Source organism: Bacillus sp. BS98, from assembly GCF_008432245.1.
In the GTDB taxonomy this organism is placed as follows: Bacteria; Bacillota; Bacilli; order Bacillales; family Bacillaceae_G; genus Bacillus_A; species Bacillus_A toyonensis.
Genome location: NZ_CP043830.1, coordinates 2,768,188 through 2,780,984 on the forward strand (window position 1 = coordinate 2,768,188; position 12,797 = coordinate 2,780,984).

Annotated in this window: 14 protein-coding genes; 1 reads left to right on the forward strand and 13 read right to left on the reverse strand. The window is 33.6% G+C overall.

Translation table 11 applies throughout. The features are described from left to right. Positions 1 to 14: 14 nt before the first annotated feature. From F0362_RS14400 to F0362_RS14430, 7 genes are all read right to left on the reverse strand, one after another. Positions 15 to 1,001, reverse strand: coding sequence for an aliphatic sulfonate ABC transporter substrate-binding protein (locus F0362_RS14400; protein ID WP_000276900.1), 987 nt, complete (start codon positions 999 to 1,001; stop codon positions 15 to 17). A 17-nt stretch (positions 1,002 to 1,018) separates the two neighbouring features. Then, complete coding sequence (locus F0362_RS14405) at positions 1,019 to 1,774, reverse strand: ABC transporter ATP-binding protein (RefSeq protein WP_149889842.1); 756 nt, start codon at positions 1,772 to 1,774, stop codon at positions 1,019 to 1,021. Positions 1,775 to 1,960: 186 nt separating this feature from the next. Then, on the reverse strand, positions 1,961 to 2,473 hold the full coding sequence (locus F0362_RS14410) for a ribonuclease FAU-1 family protein (protein WP_149889843.1): 513 nt from the start codon (positions 2,471 to 2,473) through the stop codon (positions 1,961 to 1,963). Positions 2,474 to 2,607: 134 nt separating this feature from the next. Next, positions 2,608 to 3,672: a hypothetical protein gene (locus F0362_RS14415; protein ID WP_000117463.1), complete on the reverse strand. Its 1,065-nt coding sequence runs from the start codon at positions 3,670 to 3,672 to the stop codon at positions 2,608 to 2,610. Between the two features lie 12 nt (positions 3,673 to 3,684). Next, positions 3,685 to 4,158, reverse strand: coding sequence for a tetratricopeptide repeat protein (locus F0362_RS14420; RefSeq protein WP_000400640.1), 474 nt, complete (start codon positions 4,156 to 4,158; stop codon positions 3,685 to 3,687). Between the two features lie 142 nt (positions 4,159 to 4,300). After that, the gene (locus F0362_RS14425) at positions 4,301 to 4,990 is read right to left on the reverse strand and encodes a phosphopantothenoylcysteine decarboxylase domain-containing protein (protein WP_000676697.1); all 690 of its coding nucleotides are present in this window, start codon (positions 4,988 to 4,990) and stop codon (positions 4,301 to 4,303) included. A gap of 12 nt (positions 4,991 to 5,002) precedes the next feature. After that, positions 5,003 to 5,803, reverse strand: coding sequence for an AAC(3) family N-acetyltransferase (locus F0362_RS14430; RefSeq protein ID WP_131202461.1), 801 nt, complete (start codon positions 5,801 to 5,803; stop codon positions 5,003 to 5,005). Between the two features lie 185 nt (positions 5,804 to 5,988). On the opposite strand from F0362_RS14430, the gene F0362_RS14435 reads away from it, so the two are divergent. Then, positions 5,989 to 6,438 (forward strand): hypothetical protein, encoded by a 450-nt coding sequence (locus tag F0362_RS14435; protein ID WP_000721816.1) that lies wholly within the window; start codon positions 5,989 to 5,991, stop codon positions 6,436 to 6,438. Positions 6,439 to 6,523: 85 nt separating this feature from the next. Here the strand turns inward: F0362_RS14435 and F0362_RS14440 are convergent. From F0362_RS14440 to F0362_RS14465, 6 genes are all read right to left on the reverse strand, one after another. Then, a protein-coding gene (locus F0362_RS14440) for an IS3-like element ISBth167 family transposase (protein WP_098706280.1) occupies positions 6,524 to 7,893 on the reverse strand; the annotation gives its coding sequence in 2 pieces (ribosomal slippage) (positions 6,524 to 7,428 and positions 7,428 to 7,893; 1,371 coding nt in all). A 78-nt stretch (positions 7,894 to 7,971) separates the two neighbouring features. Further along, positions 7,972 to 9,219, reverse strand: coding sequence for a glutathionylspermidine synthase family protein (locus tag F0362_RS14445; protein WP_000287862.1), 1,248 nt, complete (start codon positions 9,217 to 9,219; stop codon positions 7,972 to 7,974). A 20-nt stretch (positions 9,220 to 9,239) separates the two neighbouring features. Next, positions 9,240 to 9,848, reverse strand: a complete 609-nt coding sequence (locus tag F0362_RS14450; RefSeq protein WP_149889844.1) for a hypothetical protein — start codon at positions 9,846 to 9,848, stop codon at positions 9,240 to 9,242. Positions 9,849 to 10,067: 219 nt separating this feature from the next. Then, positions 10,068 to 11,231 (reverse strand): DUF418 domain-containing protein, encoded by a 1,164-nt coding sequence (locus F0362_RS14455; RefSeq protein WP_149889845.1) that lies wholly within the window; start codon positions 11,229 to 11,231, stop codon positions 10,068 to 10,070. Between the two features lie 155 nt (positions 11,232 to 11,386). Then, the gene (locus F0362_RS14460; protein ID WP_001053326.1) at positions 11,387 to 11,797 is read right to left on the reverse strand and encodes a GNAT family N-acetyltransferase; all 411 of its coding nucleotides are present in this window, start codon (positions 11,795 to 11,797) and stop codon (positions 11,387 to 11,389) included. Between the two features lie 57 nt (positions 11,798 to 11,854). After that, entirely contained in the window at positions 11,855 to 12,793 is a 939-nt protein-coding gene (locus F0362_RS14465) for a DMT family transporter (protein ID WP_000643649.1), read from the reverse strand. Positions 12,794 to 12,797 lie beyond the last annotated feature (4 nt).

Below are 12,797 nucleotides of genomic sequence, written 5' to 3' on the forward strand. Positions count from 1 at the left end.
TACAAAACCTCTTTTCACTTCGCTTTCAACGCTTTTTCTACGAAAGAATTATCTACAACTTTTTCCGTCTTAATTTCTTTCTTTATAGAACCGAGCTTATATTGAAATTTCGCTGTCTTTTGTTGCTCTGCTATTATTTCCTTCGTTACCGGAACTAAAATTGGTTTGTCGTGATTAAAAACTTCTTTTACGATTTCCGCATCTATCTTTTTTACAGAAGTGTATACTTTTATTGCTTCATCTAAGTTAGCATCTTGCCATACACGTGCTTTCTCATAAACTTTGAGAAATTTCTCAACTAATTCTGGATGTTCTTTCGCAAATTTTGTTCTCGTAATTAAAAATTCTGGTGAAGAGACATCTAATGTTTCACCATCTGCAATCACTTTCGCGCCCTTATTTACCGTATGTAACGAAATAAATGGATCCCAAATCGCCCATGCATCTACTGATCCTGATTCGAATGCAGGCTGCGCTTCATCTGGTTGTAATTGAATGACATTTACATCTTTTGCATCAATACCTTCTTTATCAAGTGCTCGATATAATAAATTAAAGGCACTACTTCCTTTTGCTACTGCAATTTTTTTACCTTTTAAATCTTTTATACTCGCAATCTTGCTATCTTTTTGAACGAGAATTCCAGTTCCTTTTCTCGCATAACTTGTATTGGCGATTTCGGTAAATCCAATACCTGCTGCTTGCGCTGAAATGACTGGAGAATTCCCTACTTCACCAAAATCTAATCGGTTTGATGCGATTGCTTCAAAATAAGGAGGTCCACTTTGGAACTCTGTCCATTTCACTTTAACTCCTTCTTTTTTAAACTCCTCTTCAAACCACCCCTTTTTCTTTGCTAGTAATAGTGGACTTAATCCTTGCTGTATACCAATTTGTATTGTTACATCTTCTTTCTTACTACTTGCTGTACTTTTTTCGCATCCTAATAAAAATACTGATATAGCTAAAGCAAAAGAAAGAACTATAAATTTTTTATACATATAAAATCACCCTTTTCCTATATACTTGTTTGAATCAATCCCCCATATTCAAACTGCTGTAATACTTTCGTTCGAAGTTGTTGGAACGATTGTGAAGTTTTATTTCGCGGATAAGGCAACTTATTTTCAATCACTTTATGTATTTCCCCTGGTTTTGCACTCATAATGATGATTCGGTTTGAAAGATATATCGCTTCATCTATATCATGTGTAACGAATATCATTGTTGTTTTCTTCTGCTCCCAAATATTTAGCAATACTTCTTGTAAATGACTTCGAGTAAACGCATCCAGCGCTCCAAAAGGTTCATCAAGTAATAATACATTCGGATCTCTTAACAAAGCTCTTGCTATCGCAACACGTTGTGACATCCCACCTGAAATTTCTTTCGGATACGATTTTTCAAAGCCATCTAACCGAACGATTTCAACCCATTCTCTCACTTTATCTTTCACATACTTATCTTTTAACGACAAATCTGCCGCTATATTTTCTTCAACTGTTAACCATGGAAAAAGCCTATGTTCTTGAAAAATAAAACCTTGTTTCTTACTTGGTTTTACGATGCGCTCGCCATCAATAGCAACTTCCCCTTCAAAATCATTATCTAAACCTGCAACAATTTTTAATAATGTACTTTTTCCGCACCCACTCGGACCAATTATTGTAACAAAATCCCCTTTCTCTAATTGAAAATTAATATTCTCTAATATTTGAACACTACCTACCGCTTTCGCAAACTTCTTAGATACCCCTTTAATTGAAACTGTCACACGTTCACCCTCCCTACTATGAATCATTTGGATTAATTGATTATGCTGTTATGTAACTAATAAAAAAACCAAAGGCATTTTATCAATAGATAAAATGCCTTTGGTTTCTCCAATCAGCCACTTGTTATAGAATTAACTACATATTATACAAATATTTCCGATGAGTCAACTAGGTTTTAATGAACATTATTTATTTTTAAAGATAGTAGCAGTTTCTATTATAATTTTAGGAAGCAACTCTTGAATGGTATCCGTCAATGTATGAAGAGCTTCTTTTACAAATCCATCTTCAAAGTTTTCTATCGGCTCCGGTAATTCATCCTCATCTAATATGAAATATTCTCCATTTGGAAGTACCATAATATCGATAATTAAATCTTCGAAGGAAACTACTTCTTCTGTTATTTGTGTATTTTTTACGATATTAAAATAGGCACCTACATAATTCCCTTCCTTATCTCTCCATACGTATAAATTGTAAGGACGATCTTCCCAGTAGTATGCAATTGTGTAACTTCCTTTTTGAATAGTTAACTTTGTATCGTGTGCCATCATTGTAAATGAATACTGGACCTCGTGAAATAACACGATACTTTCCGATTGTTTTTTCAGCAATAAGCAATCGTAATCCACTATTGTCGAATTATACCGAATTTTTCTTTCTGTAATTTCAATTTTTGATGTACGTAATTGATTCATTATTTTGTTCCCCTTATGCTATTTCTATCCTTAATTATATCCATTTATATAGCAATTAAGAAGTATATAGTTGTTTATATTGTTGTCTACAATTACACAATAAAACTCCCTCTTATTTTAGAAGGAGTTTTTCACTATTCATGACTTATAAGTTTTAACCTTTCAGAAATCGCATTATAAAATTTCCGTTCCTCATCAACATTTAAGTGCACACGATTTACTGTTTTAGAAAAACCATATAACACCTGCGCTTTTACTGGCTCTTTTAACGTTATTTCAAAAGTAGCAGGTTCTTTTATGAACTCCATAACAGTTGCATCCAATACCTCTTTCTCTTCTTTTGCTGTTAGTGATTCCCCCTTGTAGAACGTAATATTATCAATTTGTGTAAATGGCAAAACGATTTTCTTTCCTAATCCGATTTGAATCATTACTTGTTTTTCTGTTATGATAATTGGATTTTTACGTATCGCTTGTATTTCAGCTATAAAATAAATCATCGCATATACGTTTAAAATAAGTAAAATCCAAGCTATTACTGGATTCCATTGATGAAGTAAATAATGAAAACCGATACTTTCAATTGCTGTTGCGTGAATTATCATGCTATAAACACCTATAGCACCAGTGTTTTTATGGTAAGAATAGGTAAATTCGTCATCTGGTACTTTTGCACGCCAAGATAATAACGCATAATAGATTAGCTTACACTCAGTAAGCATGATATTTATAACCTTACTTCTTTTCATAGTGTCATCAAATGCTGCATCAATTGAATAAGAGAATGAAGAATACTCTTTTTTATGTGCTTTATATTTATTAATTATTTTAGGAAGCATTGTCACGATTTTATATAGAAGGAACAATTGTAAAGCTACAAATGCAATTTCCCCCGTCACTACTATATAAGAAACGAATGAAAAAGCTTGTAAATAGTCGCTTGGAATTATAAATCTCGCAAATATATATCCAGCTATTACGACAGGAAAGATATACGTTAACGAGTATCTTTTTCGAATAATAAAGAAATACGTAATGACTGGAATTACAAACATACAATCTAATAATGACCCAAGCACTACTTCTTTTGGAGCAGCTGGTACAATGGGAAGGGCATACAATAAATAGTTGGATAACATAATGCAAGATACGAGTCCAATCCAAATGCCTTTTCGCCTTCGCGATAGTGTGACACTCATACGTTCACTCCTTTATTTAAACACCTCGTTTAAGTGGTCTTTATAAAATGAAATAGCACGTTCAAATTCTTTTACTTCATCTACTTTCACGACTGTTTCAAGTAATAATTTCATTGCGGATTCATGTTCGTTTACATTATACTTTGCTAATGATAAAAATACTCTCATCGGATCGTTCTCAGGGAATTTCTTTACTCCAGCTTCTAGTACCACAATTGCCTTTTCATACTCTCCAATGCAACGATATGTACTCCCTAAACCGATATAGGCACCGCAAAGGGATTCACCATCAAGTCCATTTGCGATCGCCTGCTCATAATACGGAACTGCTTCTGTTTCTAATCCCATGACATCGTGTATCCATGCACATTGGTACAGTACTTCTGCATCTTTTGTAAAGTTTGTTAATCCTATAAGTATTTCTCTAGACTGCGCATATTTCTTTTCATTTCTAAGTTTAATAGCTTGCTTTAATAAATGTTCCATAGAATCCACTCCTCACCAATTATTCTGCGTATAGCTCTTGATTGGTTTATGCTTTACATTCGTGTAAAAGTAAAATTCCCACTAATTAAAGTTTCGCTTACCCATATACTATGCGGATTCATTCTTATCTAAAAACTTAATTTTACAAAGCAGTAATACGATTACATAATATCTCTAAGCTTTTGACAATTTCTTTCGCTGTTTCATCTTTCCCTTTACATAACTTTCCTTTACCATCTTGTCCAATTACATAGTGTACAGCCCCGCGCGAATATAAAGAATGTGGTGAATTTGCTATCATTACATTCGCCTTTGCTTCTTTCATTCTATTTTTCGCTCTCTCAAACAGTTCTTCTTCACTTAAATCACTTTCAAGCTTAAAACCAACGAGTACTGTTTCCGGATCCCATTGTTTTATTTGCTTCAAAACTTTTGGAGCTTTTTGAAAATGTATAATTGGTGCTATATCACTTGAAATTTTCCCATTCATATTAAGAACATTGCCATCTTGATCACAAATCTTTTCCACAACCCAATCTGATCCAGCCGCTGCCATAATAACCGCATCGACTTTTTCATGCGTAATGATACTTTTCATTTTATCTTGCAAATCAACAATTCCCTCAAATGGATGTAATTCTAATCCTCTATTTACATCGTTCGGTTTCTCAGCGAAATAACCGTGTAAATATATAACGTGTGCCCCTTTAGCTATAAGTTCTTCTGCGATTATTCTTCCAATCGTACCTTTAGCCATATTCGTATGTCCGCGTACTTGATCCCATTTTTCTAAACAACCACCGCTTGTAATTAATACCTTTTTCCCCTTCATTGTAACCATCCCTTACTGATTTTTCTTAAGAAACCATTCTGTTCCAAAGTCAACTATATCACGTTGCTTCATAAGACGGCTCGTTGCATTACCTATTTTCCCCATTGTTACAGTTCCTTTTCGCTCAAACTCTACACCAATTTCCACAAACGTATCTGATTCGTAATCCATTTCAACAAATTCTTTCCATACTCTTTCACCGTTTTCTATAATTGGTGCTCCTACTTTTATTAATTCACATGCACCAGAACGTACTTCAGATAAATGAACAGACGTATTCGAGTCATAGCCAACACCAATTAATAATATGTACCCATCAAAATCGTATATTTTTTTTAATGGTGATTCCTCTCCCAAACTCATCGATAGCGAATGATTCATTGTTATTTCCTCTGCATGTTTCCCCCATGCAGCAAAACTTCCTAATGGATGATTACTTCGTACTACATTCGGGTATGTACGAAAACATTCAACTATTTTCCCCATTCCTCTTGTTGGTGTTATACGTGGATCAAATGCTGGGACGCTATCACGTATAATTTGCCACCAATCTTCAGGTACAGGCGGCCTTGACCAATGTTTCGGATCAGATAAATCCGAAGATTGTGTTGGCATTATAATTGTTCCTTCTTCTGTAACGACTTTCATTAAAGCTTCTACTACTGCAACCACTCCGCCAGATATCCAGCCGATAGAACTTAATGATGAATGAACAATAATTGTCATTCCTTTTTCGACTCCTAGTGCTTTTAAATCGTTTGTAATTGTTTGAATTGTATTCGGAAATTGTGTACTCTCAACTATTTCATTCATTTTCATAACGGTTCCCCCACTAACCACGTATATTAAAATTTAAACTTTTATATAAATATATTATCATATTTTTCTTAATTTTTAACTTGATCGTATTCAATACTACAAAAAAATGGTAGTATTATTACGTAAAAAATAGTTAAATTATGGTATATTCATTTGAATTACTAAAAGAAGGTGAACAAATGAAAAAAATTCTATTTCCTTTTCTACTATTTGGGCTCATTTCTTTACATGCATGTGTTTCTATTAACAATGACTATGAGGGGTATTGGGTATTAGAAAAATCCAGATATAATGAAGGCGGATATGGGCCATTAAATTTATATGAAAAAGCACAAAAAGATCCAACTATGATTCATTACTCAAATGGTAGTATTAGTGAAGGAAAAAGAATGGTGTATGTAGCATTTGGAAAAAAGTATAAAAACGATAAAATTACAGTAAAAGAAGTACAAGACGAAAAAGACACATCTGTTATCGTATTACATATTGAAAAAGATAAAGGGCAAGATGAAAATCCCGTTTTATATATTGGTGCACCAAAACTTAGAAATACTATTAAAATTGTAGATGAAGATGGAAAGAAAATCTTTGAAATGAAGAAAGATGAAAGTGTTACATCACAGCAATAAAAAGTTACCATTTCAATTTACACTTTATAGATAGACGAAAAAGCCCATCAAAAATGAACTGAATCCAAAAAATTAGACAAATATATTAAGCAGCTACTAAGGATTGAACTCTGTATTGCACAGGGGACAATCCTTTTAGTTTTGTTTTAATTCTTTTGTGATTGTAGTAATGAATATAAGTTTCTAGTTCTTGCTTAAATTGTTCCATACTTTCAAACTCTTTAAGATAAAGTAATTCAGACTTTAATAAGCCAAAGAAATTTTCCATGACTGCATTATCTAAGCAATTTCCCTTACGGGACATACTTTGGATAACGTTATGTTTTTTAAGCGACTGATGATATTGTCGCATTTGATAATGCCAACCTTGATCCGAGTGTAAAATAGGAGTTTCCTTATCATTCAAACGTTGAAACGCCTTATTCAACATTTTAGAAACAAGGGAATAGGCAGGTCTATGTTCTATATTGTAAGCTATAATTTCTCCGTTATATAAGTCTAAAATGGGTGATAGATATAGTTTTTTACCATGTAAGTGGAACTCCGTCACATCTGTTACCCATTTTTCATTTGGTTTTGATGCGTGAAAATTACGTTTTAAAATATTAGGAGCGAATTTCCCGACAGTCCCTTTATATGAACGATATTTTTTTAATCGAACAAGACATTTTAATCCCAGGATATTCATTAAACGTCGAACGGTTTTATGATTTAATGCATGGCCTCGATTACGTAATTCCAATGTAATACGACGATAACCATACCTCCCAAAATTCTCACTAAAGATCTCTTTAATTAATTCTTTAACTTTCTTATATTTATCTGGACGTTTCGCTTGTTTCATCCAGTAATAATACGTACTACGAGCGATATTAGCGACTTTCACAAGGTCAACGACCTTGTATTTATGCCTTAATTCATAAATCAATTGCGCTTTGTCTTGGTCTGTGATGTTTTCTTCTTTTGAACTAAGGCATTTAACTTTTTTAAATAGTCATTTTCCATACGCAGACGTTCATTCTCTGCTTGTAGCGCTTCTATAGAACCTTCAAGAGATACTTCGTTTTGTTTTAAATGTTGTAGCTTAGCTTTTTCTTTGGCCATGGTTAGACGCCCCTTTTTCTTTGATTTTAGGGCATCTAATCCTTCTGTTTCATAAGCTACTTTCCATTTTCGGAGTGTTTCGCAAGAAGGAATATTAAAAAAAGCAGCTGTTTCTCTCAGAGATGTCCCATTTTCATTCATATAATGAATTACATCTAGTTTATACTCGAGAGAGTAAGTTGTATAGCGTTTTTCAAACGCCTTTTCCCCTGAAAATTCAAACCGTTTAATCCATTGATAAAGTTCTCTAGGATGAACCCCTATAGAATTAGCAATGGTTTTTCCGCCTTCTGTACCTTCTAGATATCGTTTTACTGCTTGTATTTTATCTTTTGAAGAAAATTTAGCCATAAAAAGTGCACCTCCAATTGTTAATTATGTGTCTAACAATTGGGGTGCACTTCAAAATGATGGGCTTTTCTTTTCATTTTATCCTTCAATCGTAACCCCAGTAAACATCGATAAGTTTCCCGTTATTTTCTCACCAACTCGTAAAAATAACCCTGCCGCTCTCCCACTAATACAATGTGAGCCAATTAATAATTTACCAGTATACGGACCATCCCATGTATCAATGGTATAGTCAGGCATTTCTATGTATTGCTGATATATTTTCCGTTGTTCAAAGTAATATTCCGTTTTATCTTCAGCTAATAGTTCATCATTTTCGTATATAGATACGCCCCCACCTTCACGTCCATATAAAGGTTTAGAAACAAATGATTCATTTCTTTCTTTAAATGGCTTATTTGTAAAATATGTTGGTAAGAAGTATTTATTAATAATAACACGCTCTTCTTCTTCAAAGAAAACCGCTTTTTCATAAAGCTTCCAAATTAATGCAAGCACATTTTTATTTTGCATTACGAATGCGGCTGGTGGATTAATAATTTTCACTCTTCCTTGCGCTATATGATTTAAAAACTGCAGACCAATTCTTTTTCCATTTTTATCAACATCTGTAACTAAATATTCAATTGGATACAGTCGATATAAATAATGAATTCGCTTGCCATTTGGCGTATATATTCCATCATCTGTAACTACAATATCTTGAATTCCTACATATTCCGTGGGCTGATTTAGGCAATAACTTCTTAAAAACTGGACTGTTTGATGGTCTTCATCGTGCCAATCATAGCTACTAAAATATATCGTTTCTTCAGGATCAATATTATAGTCATGTTTAATTTGTTCCCATGCCTGTACAATATGCTCCTCAATATGATTCGGGTGATTCACATCGTGATAACGGCACAACACTTCATTTGCAACAGAAGGTTCTAAATATCCTGTTGGTGTATCACAATTCACTTCTATTAATTTAATAACATCACCATTTACGATAAAGTCGAGCCTTGTAAAATAAGAAAACAAACCAGTATGTTTCATTCTCGCAATCTCCCACGTTTCAGGCGGGAATCCGAGTTTTTGAAAATCTTCTGTCGTATGTACAATATATTGATACGTTCTATATAACACATACATTATTTCTTCTGTCGCTTTCGAAATAGCGGTATATGTGTTTACCGACATACGAAACATCCCTGTTGCCATATACTGATTCCACTCTTCATTCTCTAATAGACTCGGCCACGTAAAACCATTCCTACCAGCCTCTTCCGCAAGTGAAAACCATATTTTCATATACTCTTTCTGTTCTTGTTCTGTATACATGACTCTATTATCCTTTCTCTTTATGATCCGGCCGGCGCTTTTGCGTTCCCAATTCCACTTGAACCAGAATTTACTTTCGGCGTTTGTGTCGTAGATGATTTAGATGTATTTGTATCTGGCGTCACTTTATTTGATGGATTGTGCTGTTGTTTATTTAAATCCACTTTCTTTGAAGAATCGTTGTTGCTAGTAGTTCCGCCGTAATAACCTCCGCCACCGCTGCCACCAGTTCTCCGTTCATCTTTTTCACGATAAGAAAGAGCATTGTTTGTATATGGTTTCTTCATTACATTTGGTTTGACTGTATAGTTCATATTTGAGGTTTTACTTGCTAATAAATATCCTGCTACGAACGGTAATATCGGTAAGTGAGAGTTTTCTTGATACGATGAAAATGATGGATTATTTTCCTTGCATAACTCATCTTTTTCTACATTTTCAGTAGTTGGGGCTCTATCATCACAATTTAATGGTTCTTGTTCGCTCCCTTGCTTCCCACCATCCGTTTTAACAGCGGTATTTTCTTGTTGTACATTTTCTTCTTCATAGTCACCACAACCTGTTAATAAAAAAGATGACACGCCAATTGAAGCAGCGACTTTCAAAAATTTATTTTTTTCCATTCTCATGTGCTATACACCTAATTTCTTTTATCTATATTTTTCCATTTAACTATATTATATAATGCAAATATCACTTTTTACAAACTATACTCAATATGCATATTTACATATTTTCATGCTATTTATTCCCTAAATGAAAATGAAATATTATAATAGCCGAATTGTCTATCTGTACACCTAAATAAAGTGAAAGACGATTTTGTATTATGTCGTCTTTCACTTTATTTATTTTTTATATACTAAACGTCTCAATAAAATTTCTAATGGTCCATTAAGATTATTTTTTTCCATTATTAAAGCTACTATGACAGACAATATCCAAATACATATTGCTATCAATGCAGCAAAAGCGTTACTTACATGCCCTCCTAAATCAAATGCTACTGGTGATAAAAATATAACAAGTAGTGCTTCATTTAAAACAAAAAATGTTAATGAACGTTTTCCTAGAGCGATTAATGCAAGGCTAAAGTACCCTGGATTTTTCAATCTACTCCCTATTATCCCGAAACCTGTTGCATATGCTAATCCTCCAGCAATTCCAGTTAAAATATGGATTCCATTTATCATTCCAGCTGTAAATACAGTTGGATACCATATAGTCCCTATAAAAGATAAAGGCAAAGCACCTATTAAAGAAATTGCTAATCCTATAGTTGTTATAAAATATAATTTTTTTAACTGTTGCTCTGGTTTTATTAATAACTTATATCTAGCAATCCACAAACCAAGAATTATAGAAGGAAGAATTGGGAACATAAAATGGATGAGTACAGGTATAATAGGAAAGAAAAGTAATCGTATCATTGTAGTACTAAGATACGTGTCTTTTGCCGAAACATCTGGTGAAAAACCATAATCACCTATTGATTGCATATTAAGTCCCCATATTATTGGAATAAAAATGGTATACAATATAGCGATAATTATAAACGTTCGAATTAATGTTTTCATTTTACACTTTAATAGTGAACTAACAAAAATACCCGCTAAACCATAGGCCATAAGAATATCTTGCCCTCCAATTAAGACCGCTAACACAATCCCAAACAGTATTAAATACAAGGAGCGTTTTCTTACTATTTTTACAGCCTGAATTTCATTTTTCCCTTTTGATATTTGCCCTTCAAATGCTAAAACTAAACCGTAGCCTAATAATACGGCAAACATTGCTCTTGCACGGTTATCAATTATGAATATACCAAAAAGATTTACAATTTGATCAAAGAAACTACTGCTTTCCACTCTATGCATAATTCCAGGATCTGCTGCATACAAGTAAAGCGGTGCATGAGCAAGTACGATTAACAGTAGCATAGTGCCTCTTGCTAAATCCAATGAGACTGCACGCTTTTTTTCAATTGTTCTATCATTTATTGATCTATCCATATTTTACTTCCTTCCTTAACATCAAATGAACATTCCAATCTTTCTTAAGTTTTCGTCAAAAACTAAGAAAGATCTTCTATTAAAAATAGAACAGATAAATAAAAAACGAACTATCTCTTCAATTCCTATTCCGGATATTATATTCTCAGATTATTTCAATATGTTTTATTTTTAAAATACAAATGAAATCTTTCTATCCCTGGATATTTTTCTCCTAAACTTTTAACCTTAAAACCAATTTTCTTATAAAATTCTACTGCCTCATTGTCTGTCTCAGCTTCGACATAAGTCAATTGATGCATTCTTACTACTTCCCTTATCATTTGAAACGCAATTCCTGTATGACGATATTCTGGAACGACTGCTATGTGGCATATTCTCGCTTCATTTGCTCCGATTATTTCAATACCTATACAAGCCTTTTTTTCATATTTATATAATCTACCTTTATTGCTTTGATAAAATACTACCGCTTTCTTTAAGCTTGTTTCACTTGGACCGACTGCATACTGTAGCACATTTAAAATTGAATCCCTTCCAATTTGTTCAACACGTTGCAAATTCATATCTTCATCCCTTTCTATGAAAAAAGATTAGCTCTTTATAAAAAAGAGCTAATCTCATTACGCTGTTATCTTTTCTTCTTTTTTCACAACGACCGCCACATAACTATGCAGTATCATTCCGACAATAACGAGACTCATTCCAACCCAAGATAAAGATGATGGAATTGGAGCAGAAAGCCAAATAAGCTCTCCTACTAAAGCAAATAAAACTTCACCGGATTGTGTCGCTTCAACCGTTGCTAGCTTTTGCGGATCATCTTTCACAAGATCTGTCGCAAAGAAAAATAATACTGTCGCGATTAAACCTGAACTAACTGCTACAATAAAACATTGAAAAACTTGGCTACTTGACGGTAATCCACCTGTTGATACTTCGTAACCAGATAGTAAAAACCAAAATGGTAAACTTGCTAATGTCATCCCGAGAACTCGCTGGAATACATCTAATTCCCCTTTACATACTTGCATCATTTTTCGATTTCCAAGTGGGTACGCAAACGCCGCAATGAGAACAGGAACTACACATAAAATAGTTTCACGAATTCCTAAAGAAGAAGCATGTTCTACTTGCATGAGTACAACACCGAATAAAATAATACCCGACATTACTAATTCTTTCATCGGAAGTTTTTTATGTAATGGGTCTACCGCAAAAAATGGTGTTAACAAAATCCCTGCGACTATCGTAATTTGCCATGTTGATGCAACAAGCCACCCTGGTCCAAATGCGCCAGCAAAACTAAGTGGTGCATAAAAAAGACCAAAACCTACAATACTCCATACCAACCATTCTTTCGGATTGTTTTTCATATATTGAAAGAGTTGCTTTAAGTTGCCTCTATACATGACAATAAGTAGTAGCATTGGTACCATAAAGTAATACCGTAATGATGCACTCCAAATCCAACTTCCACCTTCTAAGTCCATCGCCCGGTTTAAAACAAAGGTAAAGGCAAAGAAAAATGATGCCAATATCCCTATTGCAATTGCTTTCATTATA

Excerpts from the sequence above, each read along its gene's own strand:
- F0362_RS14400 (WP_000276900.1), bottom strand. The coding sequence starts at position 1,001 with ATGTATAAAAAATTTATAGTTCTTTCTTTTGCTTTAGCTATATCAGTA.
- F0362_RS14410 (WP_149889843.1), bottom strand. The coding sequence starts at position 2,473 with ATGAATCAATTACGTACATCAAAAATTGAAATTACAGAAAGAAAAATT.
- F0362_RS14415 (WP_000117463.1), bottom strand. The coding sequence starts at position 3,672 with ATGAGTGTCACACTATCGCGAAGGCGAAAAGGCATTTGGATTGGACTC.
- F0362_RS14420 (WP_000400640.1), bottom strand. The coding sequence starts at position 4,158 with ATGGAACATTTATTAAAGCAAGCTATTAAACTTAGAAATGAAAAGAAA.
- F0362_RS14425 (WP_000676697.1), bottom strand. The coding sequence starts at position 4,990 with ATGAAGGGGAAAAAGGTATTAATTACAAGCGGTGGTTGTTTAGAAAAA.
- F0362_RS14430 (WP_131202461.1), bottom strand. The coding sequence starts at position 5,803 with ATGAATGAAATAGTTGAGAGTACACAATTTCCGAATACAATTCAAACA.
- F0362_RS14435 (WP_000721816.1), top strand. The coding sequence starts at position 5,989 with ATGAAAAAAATTCTATTTCCTTTTCTACTATTTGGGCTCATTTCTTTA.
- F0362_RS14445 (WP_000287862.1), bottom strand. The coding sequence starts at position 9,219 with ATGTATACAGAACAAGAACAGAAAGAGTATATGAAAATATGGTTTTCA.
- F0362_RS14450 (WP_149889844.1), bottom strand. The coding sequence starts at position 9,848 with ATGAGAATGGAAAAAAATAAATTTTTGAAAGTCGCTGCTTCAATTGGC.
- F0362_RS14455 (WP_149889845.1), bottom strand. The coding sequence starts at position 11,231 with ATGGATAGATCAATAAATGATAGAACAATTGAAAAAAAGCGTGCAGTC.
- F0362_RS14460 (WP_001053326.1), bottom strand. The coding sequence starts at position 11,797 with ATGAATTTGCAACGTGTTGAACAAATTGGAAGGGATTCAATTTTAAAT.
- F0362_RS14465 (WP_000643649.1), bottom strand. The coding sequence starts at position 12,793 with ATGAAAGCAATTGCAATAGGGATATTGGCATCATTTTTCTTTGCCTTT.